The sequence below is a fragment of the Gottfriedia luciferensis genome (assembly GCF_001712755.1).
Classification (GTDB): Bacteria; Bacillota; Bacilli; order Bacillales; family Bacillaceae_G; genus Gottfriedia; species Gottfriedia luciferensis_B.
Genome location: NZ_MDKC01000017.1, coordinates 1 through 22,219, shown reverse-complemented (window position 1 = coordinate 22,219; position 22,219 = coordinate 1). Strand labels below are relative to the sequence as shown.

Genomic DNA, 22,219 nt, shown 5'->3' with positions numbered 1-22,219 from the left:
AATCGGTCGAGGACTTAACTAACAAGTTTGATAATGACATTATCTAGTTTTGAGGGTACGAAGTACAACTCAATACAAATCAGGTGATTATTGCGAAGAGGTCACACCCGTTCCCATACCGAACACGGCAGTTAAGCTCTTCAGCGTCAATGGTAGTTGGGGGTTTCCCCCTGTGAGAGTAGAACGTCGCCTGGTTTGAATTTTTTTGGAAATAAATTCCTAATTATCGCGGGGTGGAGCAGTCTGGTAGCTCGTCGGGCTCATAACCCGAAGGTCGCAGGTTCAAATCCTGTCCCCGCAACCAAATTGGTCCCGTGGTGTAGCGGTTAACATGCCTGCCTGTCACGCAGGAGATCGCCGGTTCGATCCCGGTCGGGACCGCCATACATACGATTCTTAAAACGAAACAAAAAATTGTTTCGTTTTTTTTATTATATTGGAAATGAGTAATATATAAATAGATTTAATTTCGTACAGTATTACTTTTAACGATTATAATTGTTTAAAACAGAAGCTGACAAAAGCAAAGACTGCTTAACTCAACCTTAATTAGTAAACGTGGGATGGTAGGTAAGAGATCAACAAGGAGTCTATGCGACTAGAAGACACTGCTTACGACATACGCAATGCGAGAGAAGTAACAAAATAAACGAAAACAACCTAAATATAAATTTCAATAATTTATTTAAACTATTCAAAAGAATATTACTGTTTGACATCCGCTTAATGTTTTGAAATGATATAATATGGCAAAGTTAGAAATAGACGAGTTAGAATTTTGGTGGTGAAGTAATTGGAAATTGTTTTACATACAAATACTGAGGAAGAAACTCAAGAAATTGCATTTTTTCTCGGACAATTAGTGCAACAAAAAGATGTAATATTATTAGAAGGAGATCTTGGTGCTGGAAAGACCACCTTTACAAAAGGTTTTGCTAAAGGTCTTGATGTAAAAAGAACGGTTAATAGTCCAACTTTTAATATTATCAAAGAATATAAAGGTAGAATTCCTCTATATCATATGGATGTTTATCGTTTAGAAGGTAGTAGTGAAGATTTAGGCTTTGATGAGTATTTTATGGGTGAAGGTGTTTGTGTTGTAGAATGGGCTCATTTAATTTCAGATTACTTACCAAATGAATTCTTAAAAATCATAATAACTCATGAAGAAAATGGTAGAATGATTACTTTTATTCCAAGTGGATCTAGGTATGAATTTATTTGTAAGGAGTTAATAAACAATGACCGTTTTAGCAATTGATACATCTACAAATGTTATGGGAATTAGTCTAATAAAAGATCAATCTGTTATTGGAGAAACGATAACATTTATTAATAAAAACCATTCTGTACGATTAATGCCAGCCATTAGTACTTTAATGGAAGAATGCAATATAAAACCAAAGGAACTATCTAAAATAGTAGTTGCAAAAGGTCCAGGCTCTTATACAGGTGTACGCATTGGTGTCACTGTGGCTAAATCATTAGCTTTCACTTTAAATATTCCAATTATCGGGGTTTCAAGTTTGAAGGTATTAGCTGCTAACGGACGATATTTTAATGGATTAGTTTGCCCATTATTTGATGCAAGACGCAACTTATTATTTACAGGTCTTTATGATTTTAGAGGACAGGTTACTAATGAGGTATTAGAAGACTGCAATATTGACCGAAGTATCTGGATTGAAAAGCTTAAATCTTATAATGAACAAATCTTATTTATTGGTAATGATGTATCAATTCATAAAGAATTTATTATTGAGCATTTAAAAGATCAAGCGGTCTTTGCAAAAGAAAGTTTGAATAACCAGAGACCAAGTGAACTGTATACATGTAGCTTAGAAGAAAAAGAAGAATCAGTTCATAATTTTGCACCAGAATATTTAAGATTATCAGAAGCAGAAGCTAATTGGCTAGCAAGCCAAGAAAAGTAGGAGGATATTATGATCTCATCGGTTGCTTTTCGTAAAATGAAAGAAGAAGATTTAGATCAAATAGTAGAAATTGAAAAACTATCATTCCCTACACCATGGACATATGATGCTTTTTATAATGAATTATATTCAAATCAATTTGCTAATTATATAGTGGCTGAAGTTGATGAGAAAATAATTGGTTATTGTGGATTATGGGTGGTTATTGACGAGGGACATATTACAAATATAGCTATTTTACCAGATTATAGGGGAGTAGGTCTTGGCGAAAAGCTACTTCGGGCGGTAATGGAAACTGCTAAAAATCTTGGAGCTGATACATTAACATTAGAAGTAAGGGTATCAAATCATGTAGCAATGGGACTATATCGAAAGCTGGGATTCCAAGATGGTGGTATTCGAAAAAGCTATTATACAGATAATTTTGAGGATGCATTAGTTATGTGGGTGAATTTGAAATGATAAATGAAAATTGTTTAATTCTTGCTATAGAGACAAGCTGTGATGAAACTTCAGCAGCAGTTGTTAAAAATGGAAATGAAATTTTAAGTAATGTAGTAGCTACTCAGATCGATATTCATAAACGTTTTGGTGGAGTTGTACCTGAAGTTGCTTCACGATTACATGTTGAGCAAATAACTTTAGTAATCGAAGAAGCAATGAAGCAAGCACAGGTAGAATATGAGGATCTAGCTGCAGTTGCGGTTACAGAAGGTCCAGGACTTGTTGGAGCGTTACTAATTGGGGTAAATGCGGCAAAAGCAATTGCATTTGCACATGGATTACCGCTTATAGGTGTACACCACATTGCAGGTCATATTTATGCTAATCAACTTGTACAGCCCCTGCAATATCCGCTATTAGCCTTAGTAGTTTCTGGTGGACATACTGAGCTTGTCTACATGAAGGAAGATGGCGTCTTTGAGGTAATAGGTGAAACAAGGGATGATGCAGCAGGAGAAGCTTATGATAAGGTTGCTAGAACACTTAAATTACCTTATCCAGGTGGTCCTCACATTGATCGTCTCGCACAAGAAGGAAATGCAACCATTCCTTTTCCTAGAGCATGGTTAGAAGAGGGTAGCTATGATTTTAGTTTTAGTGGATTAAAGTCAGCAGTTATTAATTATATGCATAATGCTGAGCAAAGAGGCGAAGCAGTATCACCAGCTGATGTGGCAGCAAGTTTCCAAGAGAGTGTAATTGAAGTAATTGTTTCAAAAACAATTCAAGCTGCAAAAGAATATGATGTAAAACAAGTTTTATTAGCCGGAGGAGTTGCAGCTAATAAAGGGTTGAGAGCTACATTACAAGAAGAGATGAATGCTTTGAATAATATAGAATTAGTTATACCACCACTATCACTTTGTACAGATAATGCTGCGATGATTGGTGCTGCTGCATTTATTCGTTTAAAACAAGGAAAACTAGGTAATTTGGCATTAAACGGGAATCCAGGTTTGGATTTAGAAAATATGTAAGAAGTACTTATTCACAATTTTTTAATAAAATGTGGATAAGTACTTTTTATTTGTTAAAAACTTATTAAACTATGTGCACAAAATTGTGTATAACATTACTGTTTTTCTGTGGATAATGTGTATAAACCTGTGTAAAAGCTAAATAATAATTGAATATATGTGGATAAATATGTAGATAAGAAAAAACGGATAGCAAAAAGCTTATCCGTTTAGACATTATTCTTGTAAGTTTTCCCATTCTTCCATTAGGTCTATTAACTTAGCTTCGATATCATTTTTCTTAATTGTTAATTCTTGTACTAATTGAAAATCACCGTAAACCTCTGGCTTACATAATTCTAGTTCAATCGTCTCTATATCAAGCTCAATTTGCGATATATTACTCTCAATTTCCTCTATACGGCGCTGAGTTTGACGGATTTTTTTCTTCAATTCTTTGTCTTGTTGATAATCAGAAACTGGTTGAGAAGTTTGTTTAACTTGTGAGAATGTAGCCTCTTTTTCTGCTTGTTCTTTTTCAAATGCTTCGTTTTTCTTAAATTGGTAATAGTCATAATCACCCAAATAAATTGATAATCCTGCTTTTGCTAGTTCAAAAGTTTTTGTGGATAATCTGTTCATAAAGTAACGATCATGAGAAACAAATAAAATAGTTCCAGGGTAATCTAATAAAGCATTTTCTAATACTTCTTTACTATCTAGATCTAAGTGGTTAGTAGGCTCATCCAGAATTAGGAAATTAGCTTTTTTCATCATAAGCTTAGCCAAAGCTAATCTTGCCTTTTCTCCACCACTTAAAGAAGTAACAATTTTTGTTACATCATCTCCAGAAAATAAAAAATTACCTAATATTGTTCGGATTTCTTGTTCGGCCTTTAATGGATAATCATCCCAAAGTTCATCTAAAACTCTTTTATTAGAAGTTAGTTTTGCTTGCTCTTGATCATAATAACCAACTGAAACATTTGCACCAAAATCAATCGTACCCTGTAATTTTTCTAAATCTCCAATAATTGTTTTAAGTAATGTCGATTTACCAACACCATTTGGACCGACTAATGCGACACTATCGCCTCGATTCAGAACGAATCTCATCGGCTGATCAATTGTTGGGATACGATCATAGCCAATAAATAAATCTTGTACAGACAACACATCATTACCGCTTTGTTTTTCAATTGCAAATGAAAAATTAGCAGAAGACTCGTCTCCAAGTGGCCTGTCTAATCGAACCATTCGATCTAATTGTTTCCTACGACTTTGAGCTCTTTTTGTAGTTGATGCACGTGCAATATTACGCTGCACAAAATCTTCAAGTTTAGAGATTTCCTCTTGTTGCTTTTCGAACTGTTTTAACTCTTGTTCATATTGAGCTGCCTTTAGCTCAAGGTACTTACTATAATTACCAACAAATCGTTGATGCTTATGATTAGATATTTCATAAACAATATTAACAACTTGATCAAGGAAATATCGATCGTGGGAAACGATTAATACTGCACCAGGGTATGACTGTAAGTAGCGCTCTAACCAACTAAGAGTGTCAATATCTAAATGGTTAGTAGGCTCATCCAAAATTAACAAGTCAGGCTTCGTCAACAATAGCTTACCTAATGCCAGTCTTGTTTTTTGTCCACCACTTAACGAAGAAATTTTTGTTTCGTAATCTTCATTACTAAAACCTAAACCTCTAATAATTGAACGAATATCTGCTTCAAACTGGTAACCACCGTTTTCTTTGAAAGTATATTGAAGATGATCATATTCATTCATAACCTTGTCATAAACGGCTTGGTTAGAATAGACATCCTCTCTTGTCATTTTAACTTCTAATTTTCTCATATTGTCTTGCATCTCTACTAAATGATTGAAAACAGAATAATATTCTTCCCAAATCGTTTGATTGCTTTGTAAACCAGTGTTTTGGGCTAGGTAGCCTACAGTAACATCTTTAGGTTTATTTATTTCACCGCCATCATAAGATATTTCACCTGCTATGATTTTCAATAATGTAGATTTTCCCGCACCATTTCGACCAACAATGGCAACGCGATCACTCGTTTGAACTTCTAATTTTATATTTGAAAGTATAATGTCACTACCAAAATACTTTGAGACATTATTTACTTGTAAAAGAATCATGGATAACACCTCATTGCAAAATTTTTTATGTATGTAACTGTAGACTGTCAAAATTCTTAAATATAGTGTATATTTTACATTAGAACAAGTACTTTATTACTAAAATAAAGTTAAATTACACACCATAGTAAAAAGAATTACAGTAAGTGGGGGATTAAAAAATGGATTCGGAACAAATTAAAATTCCACAAGCTACTGCTAAACGTCTACCTTTATATTACCGTTTTATAAAGAATTTGTCTTTATCAGGTAAACAAAGAGTTTCTTCAGCAGAGTTAAGTGAAGCAGTAAAGGTAGATTCCGCTACAATCAGAAGAGATTTTTCTTATTTTGGAGCACTTGGTAAAAAAGGTTATGGCTATAACGTAAATTATTTATTAACTTTTTTCTCGAAAGCGCTTAACCAGCATGAAGTTATGAAAGTTGCATTAATTGGTGTTGGTAATTTAGGAACTGCATTCTTACACTATAATTTTATAAAAAATAATAATACAAAAATTGAGATGGCATTTGATATTGATCCAAATAAAATTGGTACTGAAATAGGTGGAGTACCCGTTTATAATCTAGATAATCTAGAGGAAGTTATGAATGAAGATATTCAAATCGTTATTTTAACTGTTCCTGCACCTGTAGCACAATCAATAGCTGATCGATTAAATGGAAAAAATATTAGAGGTATTTTAAATTTCACACCTGCACGAATTAGTGTACCAGAACATATTCGCATTCATCATATAGACTTAGCAGTTGAACTGCAAACATTGGCATATTTTTTACAACAATAAATTTATATTAATACAAAAACCCCCAAAAGAATTGGGGGTTTTTAATGTAAATTGATTTGCTGAAAAACGACAAAAGAGTTCATTAACATATGTGTTAAGATTGGTACCATAATTGAGTTTGTTCGTTTATACAAGTAACAAAATACAAAACCGATTAGAAAGTAAGATAAAAAGAAGGGCAAGTCACCGTGCATAAGCGAAAAGATCGCTGAACTAATTCCAGCAGATATAATAAATGGTAAACGATTATAAAGCCTCTTAAAAATGATTCGACGAAAAATAATCTCTTCTAAAATTGGTGCAACTAGACTTGGGATGATAATAAAAGCCGGATTAAGCTTTGCAATGTTTATGATATTTTGAGTATTTTCTGAGCCCTTATGTAAATGAAACACATAAATTAAAATTAAATTACAAACAATTTGAGTTAGCATTGTTATGAAGTAACCTAAAACAACCCAATTTATTATTGTACGATAATTAGTTTTTAAATGCTTTATTCCTTCATAAATGGGCTTATGTAATAAGATAAGGATAATAATTAATCCAGTTACGAAACTAATACAACCCCATAATGCCACTGCTTCAAGAGAAGCCGTTTTCTGATCCACTCCAGCGTATAAGTTACTATTTAATAAATAGGGCACTCCAAATACCGCTGAATATTGAAGAACGACATACGTTAATAAAATCCATAAATCTCTAGTTTTCAATACGATAGCTCCTTTGTGTTGATATTTTTCAGAACCCAAAGGTTTATAACAACACGTACATTATTTTACTCGTTTCTTATGTTTCTTAAAAGAAATTTTCACTTTTTATTTTACTTTTGATTGTAAAGAAAAAAACTTATTAAATTTCGACAAGAAAAGTGCCTGCTTCGGGCTTGCAAAATTTTTTGATATTATTTAAACTAATAATTGTGTTAGCACTCAATATACATGAGTGCTAAAAAATAATGATTTGATTATTGAGGAGGTATTACACATGTTAAAGCCATTAGGTGATCGTGTTGTAATTGAGCTTGTTGAGTCTGAAGAAAAAACTGCTAGTGGTATCGTGTTACCAGGTAGTGCACAAGAAAAGCCACAAGAAGGCAAAGTTGTTGCAGTAGGTACTGGCCGAGTACTTGAAAATGGTGAGCGCGTAGCTTTAGAAGTATCTGTAGGTGACCGCATTATCTTCTCTAAATATTCAGGAACAGAAGTTAAGTACGGTGGTACTGAATACTTAGTACTTCGCGAAAACGATATACTTGCAATCATAGGTTAATAAAATAATAATACTTAAATTAAAAAATATATTTTTTATATTATAAGGAGGTCATTTTCATGGCAAAGGACATTAGATTTGGTGAAGAAGCACGTCGCGCAATGTTACGTGGTGTAGACGCTTTAGCTGATGCTGTAAAAGTAACTTTAGGACCAAAAGGACGTAACGTAGTTCTTGAGAAAAAATTCGGTTCTCCATTAATTACAAATGATGGTGTTACAATCGCAAAAGAAATCGAATTAGAAGATGCATTTGAAAATATGGGTGCAAAATTAGTTGCAGAAGTTGCTAGCAAAACGAATGATGTTGCTGGGGACGGTACAACAACTGCGACAGTTTTAGCTCAAGCTATGATTCGTGAGGGTCTTAAAAACGTAACTGCTGGTGCAAACCCAATGGGTATCCGTAAAGGTATCGAAAAAGCAGTTGCTGTAGCAATCGAAGAATTAAAAACAATCTCAAAACCAATTGAAGGTAAAGAGTCAATCGCACAAGTTGCTGCAATTTCTTCAGCGGATCCAGAAGTTGGACAATTAATTGCTGAAGCAATGGAGCGCGTTGGTAACGATGGAGTTATTACTCTTGAAGAATCAAAAGGTTTCACAACTGAATTAGAAGTAGTTGAAGGTATGCAATTTGACCGTGGATACTCTTCTCCTTACATGGTTACAAATTCAGAGAAAATGGTCGCTGAATTAGAAAATCCATATATTTTAATCACAGATAAAAAAGTAACAAACATTCAAGAAATTTTACCAGTACTTGAGCAAGTTGTTCAACAAGGTAAACCACTATTAATCATTGCTGAGGATGTTGAAGGCGAAGCACAAGCAACAATCATCGTAAATAAATTACGTGGTACGTTCAATGCAGTTACTGTTAAAGCTCCTGGCTTCGGTGACCGTCGTAAGGCAATGTTAGAAGATATCGCGATCTTAACTGGCGGTGAAGTGATTACAGAAGAATTAGGATTAGATCTTAAAACAACTAACATCACTCAATTAGGTCGTGCTTCAAAAGTTGTAGTAACAAAAGAAAACACTACAATCGTTGAAGGTGCTGGTGAAACTGAAGCAATCCAAAGACGTATCGGCGTAATCCGTGCTCAATTAGAAGAAACTACTTCTGAATTTGATCGCGAAAAATTACAAGAGCGTTTAGCTAAATTAGCTGGTGGTGTAGCAGTAATCAAAGTTGGTGCTGCAACTGAAACTGAATTAAAAGAGCGTAAATTACGTATTGAGGATGCATTAAACTCTACACGCGCTGCAGTTGAAGAAGGTATTGTAGCTGGTGGTGGTACTGCATTAATGAGCGTATATAATAAAGTAGCTGCAATCGAAGCAGAAGGTGACGTAGCAACAGGTATCAACATCGTATTACGTGCACTTGAAGCTCCAGTTCGTCAAATCGCTACAAATGCTGGTCTAGAAGGATCAGTAATTATTGAGAAATTAAAAAGTGCGGAAGTTGGCGTTGGTTTCAATGCTGCTAACGGACAATGGGTAAACATGATTGAAGAAGGTATCGTTGACCCAACTAAAGTTACACGTTCTGCACTTCAAAACGCAGCATCTGTTTCAGCTATGTTCTTAACAACTGAAGCAGTAGTAGCTGACATTCCTGAGAAAAATGCTCCAGCAATGCCTGACATGGGCGGCATGGGCATGGGCGGCATGATGTAATAAAGAATAAACCCTTGAGCAATCAAGGGTTTTTTTTTGCATATAATTGCAACACTTTTACGATCGGTGTAGTCCATAATGAGAATAACTAACAGGTATTTGATGAAGAAATTGAATTAAATAGAACTAAGGCTTTATTGACTAAATATCGTTTAAATATGTATAGTAAATTTGATAATAGCAGAAAATCTTTGATGCAATATTGCAATTATATCAAATAACTTTTTAAGGATGATTTAGATGAATTTTGGTTTATATAGAGGATGCCTTTTTGGTCTTTTATTTTCTATACCATTTTGGTTGATCATATTATGGCTTATATTTAGATAGAAAAAAATAAACCCCTTCATATAAGTAAAAAGCTACTAATACTTTCTACATTTAAAGGGGGGTAGATCATTACTTTTAAAAAGTTATTTTTAAACAATAAAATCATGGAAAATTGGTTCAATTAATTCTCCGCTATTTAATTGACCTCTACTTTTTATCACACATCGAACTAACGGTTCTACATAAATATAATTTTTGTCTTCCCCAGTTTTTATATGCTTAGTTAGACTAAAGAAAGCTGTTTTTTGGCCGATATTCATCCCAAACTCTACTATCCCTACATTTACATACTCACCATTTTTTAATTCCGAGATTAATAATCCCATTCCTTGTTTTTTATATCCCGTTATATAGTAGTTACTATATCTCCAGTTAATGATCTTTAACCAATTTAGTGATCGATGTGCTGGTATATAAGTGGAATCTTTTGATTTAGCTACTATACCTTCAAGTCCAAGCGTTTTAATTTGCTCAAAAAACATCTCACCTTCCGACTCGATATAAAAACTTTTTTTAATTGATTCTTGATCTACTATAGTTTCTGAAAGGATTTTTTTTCGATAAGATAAAGGTTCTTTCATTAAGTTTTTATTTTTAAGGCGTAAAATATCAAAAACGATATATGTTAATGGAAATTGTTTGCTTCCTTGTATTATTTTGTATTCTTGAATAAAACTTACTCGATTGGTTGCAGCTTCAAAATCCTCTCTGCCGTCATTATAACAAACTAAAACACCGTCTAAGTAACAATCATCTAATTCGATATTTTCGAGTTCAGGGATTCTCTCTGTAATCTCCGTACCATTTCGATTAAAAAGTTTATTCTTTCCATTTTGCCTTTCAAGCATCATTCGAACACCATTTGATTTCAATTCAAAATAATGTTGATCAGAGTCAAATGGTTTATCAGCATTTTGTAATAGCATTGGTTCAATAAACATTTTTCATTTCGCTATCATGATTGTTGCTTTTCAACATAATCAAGATTCCTTTCTTTTTGATTTGATATATATAAATAACATAAATTTTCTTATTTTCTTTTATAGCAATAATTCATTCTATTTTTAGTCTTCCACTAGTTAATGTACTTTTATTTCTAATGTATTTCAAGTCATAACTCGTCTAATTTCACAATAAGATTAATTATCTTCTAATGAAAAGTGGTGTTATGAAATGGGGAGGAAAAATAATTTCAAAATTACCGAACCGATGTTGAACGAGTACTATGATTTGAGTCAAAAAAAGAAAGATATTGAAAATCAGTTAGAAGAATTACAAAAGATTTTTCATGGATACTTTGATCATCAAGTTGGAATGAATGAAAAAGGTGAACTAATTATTAATAATTTAAAACTTGAACGAATCATAAGAAAAAAAGAGAAATTTAATGAAGATAAGACAATTCATAAATTAGAAGAACTAAACTTGACTGATTTAATACAAATTGTAAGAAAACCAGATGGAGATAAGATCAAGTCTGCTATTAATTTGGGATTGTTAAAAGAGAAGGATTTGGATGGATGTATATCTGTTAATTCTTCACAAGCAATTTATGTTAAACCACTAAAAAAGTAATTAGTATCAAGTATTCCGAGAGAGTATCTAATACTCTCTTTTTTTATGTAACGAATTTTATCTTTTAGAATACTGTATTAATATACATGTCCAAGTATTCGGATGGAAATTGTTTGGACATGCCAATATTGAAAAGGAGTGCTAATTTTGGCAACTTGGAGAAATGATTATATTTCGATGAACAAGTATACGAGGCCGTCAATAAAATTGAAAGAAGTTAGAAAAATTGTGCTGCATTGGACAGCCAATCCGGGGGCAAGTGCACAAAGTCACCAAAGGTATTTTAACGGTATAGCGATTAAAAATAAAACATATGCATCTGCTCATATTTTTGTTGATTCGAAAGAGGCAATCTGTATTATTCCGCTTGATGAAGTAGCTTATCATGCAAATGATCATTATGAAAGAAATAGTAATGGTGGTGTATTTAGAGGGGTGGATGCACTAGCTCCGAACGCAAATAAGCTTTCAATTGGAGTTGAAATGTGTGTCGAAAAGGATGGTACTATTTCACAATACACATTAACACGTACGATCAGAGTAATTGCTGAATTATGTAAGATGTTTAAATTAAATGCAAATGACATTGTAAGACATTATGACATAACACATAAGCCATGTCCAAAAACCTTCATAGACCACCCAGAGCAATTTAACGAGTTTAAAGCACAAGTGAATGCCATCTTAAATCCCCCGATAACTCAGACAGATTCAATTCCATACCCTGGTATTTTAAAAGAAGGATCAAGAGGTGAATCTGTAAAAAAGGTTCAACAAAAACTAAAAATAACAGCAGATGGAATTTTTGGACCAGTTACTGAAAATGCAGTTAAAAAATTTCAAGCAAGTAATGGACTAGTTGTCGATGGAATTGTTGGAAAAAACACTTGGGGAAAGCTGTTTTAAAAGACAAAAATCCCTATTTCTTTTTCAAATAGGGATTTTTTTAATGAGGTGAGATGATTTTTAAACCAATAACAGAACCAATTACCAATGTGATAAATAATAGTCTTTTCCATTCACGTGATTCATAAAAGAACAACATGCCTATTAAAACAGAACCAGCGGCACCTATACCAGTCCAGATTGTATAGCCTGTTCCGACGGGTATAACCTTTAAGGCCTTTGATAATAAGTAAAAACTAGTCCATCCAGATAGAATACACAAAATGGAGTAGTTAAGTTTTTTTAAATTATTCGATAGCTTCATAAAAATGACAAAGCCGACTTCACCCAAACCCGCAATAAATAAAAATAACCAAGCCATTTTATGCTGCATCTCCTTTCTCTGCTTTTTTATCATCTGAAGTTAATTTTAAGCCAATAATTCCGGATAATAATGTAATTACCAAAACAACTTTCAATATAGAGGCAGATTCATTTAAAAATAACATTCCAATAATAACTGTCCCAGCGGCACCGATTCCTGTAAAAACTGCGTAGGCAGTACCTATTGGAATATCTCTTATTGCTTTTGAAAATAAATAAAAGCTGAACAGGATCCCAGCAATCGTTAAAATTGTTGGCAACAAATTTGTAAATCCTTCTGAGTATTTTAGTCCAAATGCCCAGGCAATTTCGGAAACCCCCGCTATAACTAAGTAAATCCAACTCATAAAATATCTCCCCTTTATAGCAGACTAAATAAATGATTTTGACTCAATAAACTACCTACCGTTCGTTAGTTAAAAGATACACTATAATCTTATTCATGACAAGTTGTAACGTTTCCACAAAAATTTATTTTTTTTATGCATTGAAATACCTTGACCGAAAAATTATACATTGTTAGAATGAGACAATAATACAATATTCGTCATTATTCTTCATATATCCTCGACAATACGGGTCGAGAGTCTCTACCGGGGCGCCGTAACATGCCCTGACTATGAAGGCAGTCTGACTTTGTTTAATTTAAGTCTGATTTTCTGCCTTCTTATGCGTATTTTTCGTATGTAAAAAGAGTAGAAAATCGGCTTTTTTTATTTTTTTTGGGAAAAATAGTATCAGTTTAACTGATACGTTAATTCAATATATATAGATGGGGTGACCGTTTTGCAACAACATGACACAATTGTAGTACTAGATTTTGGAAGTCAGTATAACCAACTTATAGCACGACGTATCCGTGAGTTTGGCGTTTATAGTGAATTACGTCCTCATACAATAACTGCAGAGGAAATTAAGCAAATGGGTGCTAAAGGGATCGTTTTCTCTGGCGGACCAAATAGCGTATATGGCGAAAATGCTTTTTTCTGTGATGAAGCAATTTTTGATTTAGAAATTCCAATCTTAGGTATTTGTTACGGAATGCAGTTAATGACGCAACATTTTGGCGGAACGGTAGCTAGAGCTGACCAACGTGAATACGGTAAAGCTGAATTAAATATTCAAAATCCGTCTGCTTTATTAAAAGACCTGCCTTCAGACCATGTAGTTTGGATGAGCCACGGTGATAAAGTAATGCAACAACCAGAAGGATTCGTTGTAGATGCAACTAGTGCTTCTTGCCCAATCGCTGCAATGAGTAACGAAGCTAAAAAAATGTATGGTGTACAATTCCACCCGGAAGTTCGTCACTCTGAATATGGAAATGATCTATTAAAGAATTTCGTATTCAATATTTGCGAATGTGAAGCAAACTGGTCAATGAAAAACTACATTGAAGTTGAACTTGAAAATATTCGTAATACTGTTGGCGACAAAAAAGTACTTTGTGCACTTAGTGGTGGTGTTGATTCTTCAGTAGTTGCAGTATTAATTCACAAAGCAATTGGTGATCAATTAACATGTATCTTCGTTGACCATGGTTTATTACGTAAAGATGAAGCTGAAGGCGTTATGAAGACGTTTAGCGAAGGCTTCAACATGAACGTAATTAAAGTAGATGCTAGAGAGCGTTTCTTAGGTAAACTTGCTGGCGTTTCTGATCCAGAAGAAAAACGTAAAATTATCGGTAATGAATTCATCTATGTATTTGATGATGAAGCAGCTAAATTAGAAGGTATGGATTTCTTAGCTCAAGGAACTCTTTATACAGATATTATCGAGAGCGGTACGGCTACAGCTCAAACAATCAAATCACATCATAATGTAGGTGGATTACCTGAAGACATGCAATTCACGTTAATTGAGCCTTTAAATACATTATTTAAAGACGAAGTACGTGCAGTTGGAACTGAATTAGGAATTCCAGATGCAATCGTTTGGAGACAACCATTCCCAGGACCAGGTCTAGGAATTCGTGTATTAGGTGAAATTACTGATCAAAAACTTGAAATCGTTCGTGAATCAGATGCAATTTTACGTGAAGAAATTGCTTTAGCTGGTTTAGATAAAGAAATTTGGCAATATTTCACGGTATTACCTGACATCCGTAGTGTTGGTGTAATGGGTGACGAACGTACGTATGATTACACAGTAGGTATTCGTGCAGTTACGTCGATCGATGGAATGACTGCTGACTGGGCACGTATTGATTGGGATGTACTACAAAAAATCTCAACTCGTATTGTAAATGAAGTTAAACACGTAAACCGTATAGTTTATGATGTAACTAGTAAGCCACCTGCAACGATTGAGTGGGAATAATTTAAAACGGCTATAATCTCTTCTAAGGGATTATAGCTTTTTTTTGTAATTAGAGTTTTAAAAATTTTTATTATTGATCAATTTATAGTACAATAATTATTAGAATTTACAGTGAATTACATGATTTATTTTACTGATACGTTAATATCCTAATGATTAAGTATAATAGAATAACTAAAATATGGTAAAAACGAACGAAAACGAATATTTTATAAAAAATGTTCGTTTTTTTGTTGACACTAACTAAAACTGATTGTAATATAAGGATGTAAATTAAATAAATAATTTGTCAAAACTTGTCGTATAGGCTAGTAAATATGGACTAGCGTCTCTACCCGCCACCGTAAAATGGCGGACTACGAAGTAATGATTTCTGAAAGTAATTAACCCACTATGTTGCTATTATTCTATTATTCTAGGGTTAATAACTTCAGAATGAAACTGCTCGTGATAGGCGCTTTTACCTTTGTGTAAAAGTGCCTTTTCTATTTTATAAAATAGAGACCGACTTTTAAGACTAAAACTTAGGAGGATCACATGAAAGAACGTATCAGTAATTATTTTGAGTTCAACAAGTTAGGCACATCATATCGTCAAGAAACAATTGCTGGTTTAACTACATTCTTAGCAATGGCTTATATTTTATTTGTAAATCCATCAATTTTATCATTATCAGATATTAAGGATTTCCCAGAAGCTTTAAGAATGAATAAAGAGGCAATCTTTGTAGCTACATCATTAGCTGCAGCATACGGATCGATTTTAATGGGTATATATGCGAAATATCCAATTGCTTTAGCACCAGGTATGGGATTAAATGCATTCTTTGCTTTTAACGTAGTTCTTGGAATGGGTATTCCATGGCAAACAGCATTAGCTGGCGTATTCGTATCAGGTATCATTTTTATCATTCTTTCATTAACTGGTCTTCGTGAACAAATTATAAATGCAATTCCAATTGAATTAAAATTAGCAATTGGTAGCGGTATTGGATTCTTTATTACTTTTGTCGGTTTAAAAAACTCAGGTATTATCGTAAGTAACCCTGCGACATTCGTATCACTTGGTAAATTAAATGAACCTGCTGTTTTATTAACGATTTTCGGTTTAGTTATTACTGTAGTTTTAATGGCTAGAAAAATAAAAGCCGGTGTATTTTTAGGTATGATCATTACTGCAATCGCAGGTATGATTTTTGGAATTATCGACTTACCATCTTCAGTTGTTGGTCCAGTACCAAGTATTGCTCCAACATTTGGTCAAGCAATTAAACATATTCCAGATGTTTTCTCTTCAGGTAAAATGTTTGCTGTAGTATTAACTTTCTTTATTGTAGATTTCTTTGATGCAACTGGTACATTAGTAGCTGTAGCTAACCAAGCTGGATTATTAAAAGAAAACAAACTTGAAAGAGCTGGTAAAGCATTAATGGTTGATGCAACTGCTGTAGTAGTTGGTTCAACTTTAGGTACAAGTACTACTACTTCTTATATTGAGTCAACTGCTGGTGTAGCTGCTGGTGGACGTACTGGATTCTCAGCAGTAGTAACAGGTATTCTTTTCTTATTAGCATTATTCTTCGCACCACTTTTAGGAGTAGTAACTGCAGCGGTAACTTCACCTGCTTTAATCGTAGTCGGAGTTTTAATGGTTTCATCTATTGGTCAAATTGATTGGAAAAAGTTCGAAATTGCTGTTCCAGCATTCTTTACAATTATTGCAATGCCTCTAACTTATAGTATTGCAACTGGTATCGCAGTTGGATTCATTTTCTATCCGATTTCAATGATTGCTGCTGGAAAAGCGAAAAAAATTCATCCTGTAATGTATGTGTTGTTTGTAGTATTCCTATTATTCTTAGCGTATTTCAGAGAGTAGATCTAAAGTTAAAAATAGTCTGTACAATGAAAATTCTTTCATTGTACAGGCTTTTTCTTTTTTTTTTAATTGTGTACTATAAAAGTAAAAAATTCTATAGGGGTAATATTGATGGATTTTCATGAACAAAAGATTCTACCAGCCGTTAGAAAAATAAAGGATTTAGAAAAATTATTAACTACACCGTATAAATATATTGTTATTCTTGATATTCATATTGGTCAATTGAAAAGTGTAGTTTCTCTTGCTAAGCAACATGGAAAGAAAGTATTTTTACATGTCGACCTTATACATGGTTTACAAAGTGATGGGCATGCAGCGGAATTTCTTTGTCAAGAATACAAGCCAGATGGATTACTTTCTACAAAATCCAATGTTATTTTAAAGGCTAAGCAAAAAGGGGTTATTGCCATCCAACGGATCTTTTTGATTGACTCCGGAGCAATGGAAAAAAGTTTTTTGTTATTAGAAAAAACAAAGCCCGATTACATTGAAGTGTTACCAGGAGCGCTTACGAATGTTATTGGAGAGGTAAAAGAAAGAACTGGTATACCTATTTTAGCTGGTGGATTTATAAGAACTGTTGAAGATGTGGATGCAGCTTTAAATGCTGGTGCTACTGCAATTACAACATCGGATAAAGACTTATGGAAAAAATTCCTAAAATAATGGCAGAAATGTGAAAATTCTTGTTGACACCGCTTTCATTTGAGGTTAGCATAAAAGACAAGTTAATAAACGTGACGGAGAAATGAAGAGATCCACAATTAATTGTTTCTATTTATTAATAGAAGCTGATTGATTGTGGGTCTTTTTGTTTTTAGGCTCAGTTAATAATTGGTATGCACTAATATCATACTCGTTGTCTCAATACTTCTTTTCTATATTAACAGAGTTATTATTAAAAAGAATGGCCATTCGATTTATTTTCGCTCACGAGAAAACTTAATCTTAAATTGAATGTGGATGGAGTGAAATTATGTCAGGATTTTTAGGGGAATTAATTGGAACTGCTTTGCTAATTGTTTTAGGTGGAGGAGTTTGTGCAGGTGTAAGTTTAAAAAAATCATTTGCTAAGGATTCAGGTTGGATTGTAATAACTCTAGGATGGGGTCTAGCAGTTGCAATATCTGTTTATGCAGTAGGAAGTATTAGTGGAGCGCATTTAAATCCAGCTGTTACTTTAGCATTAGCTTTTAAAGGCTCATTTCCATGGAGTCAAGTACCCGAATACATTGCAGCACAAATGATTGGTGCTATGATCGGAGCAACAATTGTTTATTTACATTATCTACCTCATTGGAAAGAAACAGAAGATCCAGGAACAAAATTAGGTGTATTTGCAACGGGTCCTGCTATTCCTAATACATTTGCAAATCTTTTAAGTGAATTGATTGGAACGTTCATCTTAGTTTTTGGTATTTTAGCAATTGGGTCAAATAAATTTGCAGATGGTTTAAATCCTTTTATCGTAGGTTTCTTAATTGTTAGCATTGGTTTATCATTAGGCGGAACGACTGGTTATGCAATTAATCCGGCTCGTGACTTAGGACCTCGCATTGCACACTTTTTATTACCTATTACTGGTAAAGGGGGTTCAAATTGGAAATACGCATGGATTCCAGTTGTTGGGCCAGCATTAGGAGGATCACTTGCAGGATTATTCTATCAAATTATTTTTGAAGGTAAGCATAACTCTGCAATTATTTATTTAGGAATTGTAACAGTTGGTATTTTAATAGTTTCTTATTTAACAAGTAAAAAGAGTCAAAGTCATACAAATAATAGAAAAGTAGTAGCTTAATGAGGAGATGGGACGATTATGAATAAATACATTCTTTCTTTAGATCAAGGTACAACAAGTTCTCGTGCAATTCTATTTAATAAAAATGGCAAAATAGTCCATGTTGCACAAAAAGAATTTACACAGCATTTTCCAAAGCCAGGATGGGTTGAGCATAATGCGCAAGAAATTTGGGGGTCAATTTTAGCTGTTATTGCTACTTGTTTAAGTGAAGCAGATGTAAAACCTGAGCAAATTGTAGGTATAGGTATTACAAATCAACGCGAAACAACAGTTGTGTGGGACAAAACAACTGGAAAACCAATCTATAATGCAATCGTGTGGCAATCACGTCAAACGAGTGAGATATGTGATGATCTAAAAGAGAAAGGCTATGGAGAGGTTGTTCGTGAAAAAACAGGTCTTTTAATTGATGCCTATTTCTCTGGAACAAAAGTTAAGTGGATTCTAGATAATGTAGAAGGTGCAAGAGAGAAAGCAGAACGTGGTGAATTATTATTTGGAACAATTGATACTTGGCTTGTATGGAAATTATCTGGAGGCAATGTACATGTTACAGATTATTCAAATGCATCACGTACATTAATGTATAACATTCATGACTTAAGTTGGGATGATGAGCTACTTGAAATGCTAACGGTACCAAAAAGTATGCTTCCAGAAGTACGATCTTCTTCTGAAGTATATGGCCATACTGTTGATTACCATTTCTTTGGTCAAAATGTACCTATTGCAGGGATAGCTGGTGACCAACAAGCTGCGTTATTTGGTCAAGCTTGCTTTAGCGAAGGAATGGCGAAAAATACTTATGGTACTGGTTGTTTTATGTTAATGAATACTGGTGAAAAAGCGGTAAAATCTAATCATGGCTTATTAACAACAATTGCATGGGGCCTAAATGGAAAAGTTGAATATGCTTTAGAAGGAAGTATTTTCGTAGCAGGTTCCGCTATTCAATGGTTACGTGATGGAATGCGCATGTTTAAAGATGCTAGTAATAGTGAGGAATATGCTACTAGAGTTCAATCTACAGATGGAGTTTATATTGTACCCGCATTTGTTGGTCTAGGTACTCCTTATTGGGATAGTGATGTACGGGGAGCGGTTTTTGGATTAACTCGTGGAACAACGAAGGAACATTTTATTCGTGCAACACTGGAAGCATTAGCTTATCAAACCAAAGATGTATTATGTGCAATGGAAGCTGATTCGGGTATTGAACTAAAAACTTTACGTGTGGATGGTGGAGCAGTTAAGAATAATTTCTTAATGCAATTCCAAAGTGACATATTAGATGTCCCAGTTGAACGTCCTGAAGTAAATGAAACAACTGCTTTAGGTGCAGCTTATTTAGCAGGTCTAGCTGTTGGTTATTGGGAAAATCAAGAAACAATCTCAAAACAATGGAACATGGATAAGAGATTTAAACCGGAAATGCAAGATGATAAAAGAGAAGAACTATACAGTGGTTGGAAAAAAGCAATAGAAGCAACAAAAGCTTTCAAATAACATAGTATAGTGTTAAAATAGAAACAAGTTAATATTTCGGTAGGAGATTTAGAGAGACCACAACATGCTATAGAAGAATTTCTATAGTGATGTTTGTGGTCTCTTTTTTTCGTATTTTAAGGAGGAAAAGCCATGAAATTTTCAGGTGCACTACGAAAAGATGTCATAAAAACAGTAAATAAAAGAGAATTAGATGTAATCGTAATCGGTGGAGGTATAACTGGAGCTGGTATTGCCTTAGATGCTAGTACACGTGGATTATCAACAATCGTATTTGAAATGCAAGACTTTGCAGCAGGTACATCTAGTCGTTCAACTAAGCTTGTACATGGTGGATTACGATACTTAAAACAATTAGAAGTAAAAATGGTAGCAGAAGTTGGGAAAGAACGTGCAATTGTTTACGAAAATGGTCCTCACGTAACAACTCCAGAATGGATGTTATTACCTTTCCATAAAGGTGGTACATTTGGTGCATATAGTACATCAATAGGATTAAGGATTTATGATTTCCTAGCTGGTGTAAAAAGAAGTGAACGCAGAAAAATGTTTAATCGTGAACAAACGATTGAAAAAGAGCCACTTGTAAAACAAGAAGGGTTAAAAGGTGGCGGATACTATGTAGAGTACCGCACAGATGATGCTCGTCTAACAATTGAGGTAATGAAAGAAGCAATTGCTCATGGGGCTAAAGCAGTGAACTATGCTAAAGTAGATGGTTTCTTATATAAAGATGGTAAAGTATGCGGTGTAATTGTCGTTGATCTATTGGATGGTGAAGTATATGAAGTATACGGCAAAAAAATTGTAAATGCAGCGGGACCCTGGGTTGATTCACTACGTGAAATGGATCAATCAAAGAGAGGTAAGGTATTACAGCTATCTAAAGGTGTTCACTTAGTTATTGATCATAGCCGTTTCCCGCTCGGTCAAGCAATCTATTTTGATACGCCAGACGGACGTATGGTATTTGCGATTCCTCGAGATGGAAAGACATATGTTGGTACAACAGATACATTTTATAATGAAGATGCTGCGAAACCACAAATGACTAATGAAGACTGTAACTATATTATCAATGCAATCAACTATATGTTTCCAACAATAAATATCTCGAAAAAGGATATAGAATCAAGTTGGGCAGGGGTACGTCCGTTAATATATGAAGAAGGGAAAAGTGCATCCGAAATTTCACGCAAAGATGAAATTTGGACTTCAAATTCTGGCTTAATAACAATTGCTGGTGGAAAGTTAACGGGGTATCGAAAAATGGCCGAAACGGTAATTGACTATGTAATTGGATTACTAAAAAAGGAAGGATACAATTCTAACTATATAAAAAGTAAGACAAAACATATGCCTATCTCTGGTGGACATGTAGGTGGAGCATCACAATTTTCTAAATATATTTCTGAAAAAACCAAAGAAGGAATCAAGTATGGTTTGTCAGAAAATCAAGCTGAACGTTTTACAAAATTTTATGGTTCCAATGTTGATACATTATTTCAGTTAGCAAGTCAATACAGAATGGTGGCTAATCAATATAATTTACCTTTAGATGTCTTCGTACCGCTTTTATATGCAATAGACTTTGAGATGGTTGTAAAACCAGTCGACTTTTTTATACGTCGTACTGGTGCATTGTTCTTCAATATTCATTGGGTATATGAATGGAGAGACTCAGTAATTGAATTTATGTCAATAAAGCTAGAGTGGAGTAAGGAACAAAAAGCAAAATACACTACAGAGTTAGATCAAGCATTAGTAGAAGCAGTGAAACCAATTGGGAAATTTAAGAAGAATGCAACGTTAGCTTAAAGGATCAAAGGATGCTTCTTTATGAAGCATCCTATTAAAGTGAATATAGTAACTATTGTTAATAAAGAGCTCAGGTAAATGGAACATTCTGAATAATAGTTCTTTTATTTTAGTATTGTAATTAATTTAAATAGCTGATATATTATTCTATGTTGTCCCAAACGAGGGAAAACAAATGAAATAAAAAAACAAAAAACATTTAAAAAAGTTGTTGACTAAAACAAGCTTTAAATGATATGATTTATAAGTCGCTTCTGAAGCGATGAAGTGAACTTTGAAAACTAAACAAAACATGAAGTAAACGTCAATTATTAGTTTTTTGAGCAATACAAGATTTAAACTTAACTTTTATGGAGAGTTTGATCCTGGCTCAGGACGAACGCTGGCGGCGTGCCTAATACATGCAAGTCGA

Annotated in this window: 20 protein-coding genes, 2 tRNA genes, 2 rRNA genes and 2 riboswitches; of the genes, 19 read left to right on the top strand and 5 right to left on the bottom strand. The window is 33.8% G+C overall.

Annotated elements, in window-relative coordinates; translation table 11 throughout:
* The first annotated feature begins 79 nt into the window (after nt 1-79).
* The 7 genes from rrf to tsaD all read left to right on the top strand — a co-directional run bounded on the left by rrf (nt 80) and on the right by tsaD (nt 3,415).
* Nucleotides 80-195: ribosomal RNA gene (gene rrf / locus BED47_RS12885) — 5S ribosomal RNA — on the top strand.
* Between the two features lie 32 nt (nt 196-227).
* Nucleotides 228-304: transfer RNA gene (locus BED47_RS12880), tRNA-Met, on the top strand.
* 4 nt (nt 305-308) lie between these two features.
* Nucleotides 309-384, top strand: a tRNA-Asp gene (locus BED47_RS12875).
* Nucleotides 385-793: 409 nt separating this feature from the next.
* Nucleotides 794-1,261 (top strand): tRNA (adenosine(37)-N6)-threonylcarbamoyltransferase complex ATPase subunit type 1 TsaE, encoded by a 468-nt coding sequence (gene tsaE, locus BED47_RS12870; RefSeq protein ID WP_056470004.1) that lies wholly within the window; start codon nt 794-796, stop codon nt 1,259-1,261.
* Nucleotides 1,242-1,934 carry a tRNA (adenosine(37)-N6)-threonylcarbamoyltransferase complex dimerization subunit type 1 TsaB gene (gene tsaB, locus BED47_RS12865; RefSeq protein ID WP_069033998.1) on the top strand — a complete coding sequence of 231 codons (693 nt, stop codon included), beginning with the start codon at nt 1,242-1,244 and terminating at the stop codon, nt 1,932-1,934. The genes tsaE and tsaB overlap by 20 nt, the downstream gene beginning before the upstream one ends.
* Nucleotides 1,935-1,943: 9 nt before the next feature.
* Nucleotides 1,944-2,396: a ribosomal protein S18-alanine N-acetyltransferase gene (gene rimI, locus BED47_RS12860; protein WP_069033997.1), complete on the top strand. Its 453-nt coding sequence runs from the start codon at nt 1,944-1,946 to the stop codon at nt 2,394-2,396.
* On the top strand, nt 2,393-3,415 hold the full coding sequence (tsaD, locus tag BED47_RS12855; RefSeq protein WP_439097785.1) for a tRNA (adenosine(37)-N6)-threonylcarbamoyltransferase complex transferase subunit TsaD: 1,023 nt from the start codon (nt 2,393-2,395) through the stop codon (nt 3,413-3,415). The genes rimI and tsaD overlap by 4 nt, the downstream gene beginning before the upstream one ends.
* 216 nt (nt 3,416-3,631) lie before the next feature.
* Here the strand turns inward: tsaD and BED47_RS12850 are convergent, their stop codons facing one another.
* Nucleotides 3,632-5,557: an ABC-F family ATP-binding cassette domain-containing protein gene (locus tag BED47_RS12850; protein WP_069033995.1), complete on the bottom strand. Its 1,926-nt coding sequence runs from the start codon at nt 5,555-5,557 to the stop codon at nt 3,632-3,634.
* A 161-nt stretch (nt 5,558-5,718) separates the two neighbouring features.
* Here BED47_RS12850 and BED47_RS12845 point away from each other — a divergent pair, with 161 nt between their 5' ends.
* A complete protein-coding gene (locus BED47_RS12845; protein ID WP_025672092.1) occupies nt 5,719-6,345 on the top strand; it encodes a redox-sensing transcriptional repressor Rex in 627 nt (208 codons plus the stop codon).
* A 41-nt stretch (nt 6,346-6,386) separates the two neighbouring features.
* Here BED47_RS12845 and BED47_RS12840 read toward each other — a convergent pair whose 3' ends face one another.
* On the bottom strand, nt 6,387-7,058 hold the full coding sequence (locus tag BED47_RS12840; protein WP_069033994.1) for a CPBP family intramembrane glutamic endopeptidase: 672 nt from the start codon (nt 7,056-7,058) through the stop codon (nt 6,387-6,389).
* Between the two features lie 274 nt (nt 7,059-7,332).
* Here BED47_RS12840 and groES point away from each other — a divergent pair, with 274 nt between their 5' ends.
* Both groES and groL read left to right on the top strand, forming a co-directional pair.
* Entirely contained in the window at nt 7,333-7,617 is a 285-nt protein-coding gene (groES, locus tag BED47_RS12835) for a co-chaperone GroES (RefSeq protein ID WP_025672094.1), read from the top strand.
* A gap of 59 nt (nt 7,618-7,676) precedes the next feature.
* A complete protein-coding gene (gene groL, locus BED47_RS12830; protein WP_069033993.1) occupies nt 7,677-9,302 on the top strand; it encodes a chaperonin GroEL in 1,626 nt (541 codons plus the stop codon).
* Between the two features lie 419 nt (nt 9,303-9,721).
* On the opposite strand, the gene BED47_RS12825 is transcribed toward groL, so the two are convergent.
* Nucleotides 9,722-10,573, bottom strand: coding sequence for an ATP-dependent DNA ligase (locus BED47_RS12825; RefSeq protein WP_069033992.1), 852 nt, complete (start codon nt 10,571-10,573; stop codon nt 9,722-9,724).
* 232 nt (nt 10,574-10,805) lie between these two features.
* On the opposite strand from BED47_RS12825, the gene BED47_RS12820 reads away from it, so the two are divergent.
* A complete protein-coding gene (locus BED47_RS12820; protein WP_069033991.1) occupies nt 10,806-11,207 on the top strand; it encodes a hypothetical protein in 402 nt (133 codons plus the stop codon).
* A 147-nt stretch (nt 11,208-11,354) separates the two neighbouring features.
* Nucleotides 11,355-12,113: a peptidoglycan recognition protein family protein gene (locus BED47_RS12815; protein WP_069033990.1), complete on the top strand. Its 759-nt coding sequence runs from the start codon at nt 11,355-11,357 to the stop codon at nt 12,111-12,113.
* A 40-nt stretch (nt 12,114-12,153) separates the two neighbouring features.
* On the opposite strand, the gene BED47_RS12810 is transcribed toward BED47_RS12815, so the two are convergent.
* Nucleotides 12,154-12,474, bottom strand: a complete 321-nt coding sequence (locus tag BED47_RS12810) for a DMT family transporter (protein WP_069033989.1) — start codon at nt 12,472-12,474, stop codon at nt 12,154-12,156.
* A 1-nt stretch (nt 12,475) separates the two neighbouring features.
* A complete protein-coding gene (locus BED47_RS12805) occupies nt 12,476-12,823 on the bottom strand; it encodes a DMT family transporter (protein WP_069033988.1) in 348 nt (115 codons plus the stop codon).
* Between the two features lie 190 nt (nt 12,824-13,013).
* Nucleotides 13,014-13,116: riboswitch (purine riboswitch) on the top strand.
* Between the two features lie 146 nt (nt 13,117-13,262).
* On the opposite strand from BED47_RS12805, the gene guaA reads away from it, so the two are divergent.
* The 7 genes from guaA to BED47_RS12770 form a co-directional block, all read left to right on the top strand.
* Entirely contained in the window at nt 13,263-14,798 is a 1,536-nt protein-coding gene (guaA, locus tag BED47_RS12800; RefSeq protein ID WP_439097784.1) for a glutamine-hydrolyzing GMP synthase, read from the top strand.
* A gap of 279 nt (nt 14,799-15,077) precedes the next feature.
* Nucleotides 15,078-15,177, top strand: a riboswitch (purine riboswitch).
* Nucleotides 15,178-15,347: 170 nt separating this feature from the next.
* On the top strand, nt 15,348-16,676 hold the full coding sequence (locus BED47_RS12795; RefSeq protein ID WP_091024967.1) for an NCS2 family permease: 1,329 nt from the start codon (nt 15,348-15,350) through the stop codon (nt 16,674-16,676).
* A 111-nt stretch (nt 16,677-16,787) separates the two neighbouring features.
* On the top strand, nt 16,788-17,345 hold the full coding sequence (locus tag BED47_RS12790) for a glycerol-3-phosphate responsive antiterminator (RefSeq protein WP_069033985.1): 558 nt from the start codon (nt 16,788-16,790) through the stop codon (nt 17,343-17,345).
* 310 nt (nt 17,346-17,655) lie between these two features.
* On the top strand, nt 17,656-18,480 hold the full coding sequence (locus BED47_RS12785; protein WP_069033984.1) for an MIP/aquaporin family protein: 825 nt from the start codon (nt 17,656-17,658) through the stop codon (nt 18,478-18,480).
* Between the two features lie 18 nt (nt 18,481-18,498).
* Nucleotides 18,499-19,989: a glycerol kinase GlpK gene (glpK, locus tag BED47_RS12780; RefSeq protein WP_069033983.1), complete on the top strand. Its 1,491-nt coding sequence runs from the start codon at nt 18,499-18,501 to the stop codon at nt 19,987-19,989.
* A 132-nt stretch (nt 19,990-20,121) separates the two neighbouring features.
* Nucleotides 20,122-21,807 carry a glycerol-3-phosphate dehydrogenase/oxidase gene (locus tag BED47_RS12775; RefSeq protein ID WP_069033982.1) on the top strand — a complete coding sequence of 562 codons (1,686 nt, stop codon included), beginning with the start codon at nt 20,122-20,124 and terminating at the stop codon, nt 21,805-21,807.
* 347 nt (nt 21,808-22,154) lie between these two features.
* Nucleotides 22,155-22,219 (top strand): 16S ribosomal RNA (locus BED47_RS12770); the annotation flags it as partial.

Excerpts from the sequence above, each read along its gene's own strand:
- tsaB (WP_069033998.1), top strand. The coding sequence starts at position 1,242 with ATGACCGTTTTAGCAATTGATACATCTACAAATGTTATGGGAATTAGT.
- rimI (WP_069033997.1), top strand. The coding sequence starts at position 1,944 with ATGATCTCATCGGTTGCTTTTCGTAAAATGAAAGAAGAAGATTTAGAT.
- tsaD (WP_439097785.1), top strand. The coding sequence starts at position 2,393 with ATGATAAATGAAAATTGTTTAATTCTTGCTATAGAGACAAGCTGTGAT.
- BED47_RS12850 (WP_069033995.1), bottom strand. The coding sequence starts at position 5,557 with ATGATTCTTTTACAAGTAAATAATGTCTCAAAGTATTTTGGTAGTGAC.
- BED47_RS12845 (WP_025672092.1), top strand. The coding sequence starts at position 5,719 with ATGGATTCGGAACAAATTAAAATTCCACAAGCTACTGCTAAACGTCTA.
- groES (WP_025672094.1), top strand. The coding sequence starts at position 7,333 with ATGTTAAAGCCATTAGGTGATCGTGTTGTAATTGAGCTTGTTGAGTCT.
- groL (WP_069033993.1), top strand. The coding sequence starts at position 7,677 with ATGGCAAAGGACATTAGATTTGGTGAAGAAGCACGTCGCGCAATGTTA.
- BED47_RS12825 (WP_069033992.1), bottom strand. The coding sequence starts at position 10,573 with ATGTTTATTGAACCAATGCTATTACAAAATGCTGATAAACCATTTGAC.
- BED47_RS12820 (WP_069033991.1), top strand. The coding sequence starts at position 10,806 with ATGGGGAGGAAAAATAATTTCAAAATTACCGAACCGATGTTGAACGAG.
- BED47_RS12810 (WP_069033989.1), bottom strand. The coding sequence starts at position 12,474 with ATGGCTTGGTTATTTTTATTTATTGCGGGTTTGGGTGAAGTCGGCTTT.
- BED47_RS12805 (WP_069033988.1), bottom strand. The coding sequence starts at position 12,823 with ATGAGTTGGATTTACTTAGTTATAGCGGGGGTTTCCGAAATTGCCTGG.
- BED47_RS12790 (WP_069033985.1), top strand. The coding sequence starts at position 16,788 with ATGGATTTTCATGAACAAAAGATTCTACCAGCCGTTAGAAAAATAAAG.
- BED47_RS12785 (WP_069033984.1), top strand. The coding sequence starts at position 17,656 with ATGTCAGGATTTTTAGGGGAATTAATTGGAACTGCTTTGCTAATTGTT.
- glpK (WP_069033983.1), top strand. The coding sequence starts at position 18,499 with ATGAATAAATACATTCTTTCTTTAGATCAAGGTACAACAAGTTCTCGT.
- BED47_RS12775 (WP_069033982.1), top strand. The coding sequence starts at position 20,122 with ATGAAATTTTCAGGTGCACTACGAAAAGATGTCATAAAAACAGTAAAT.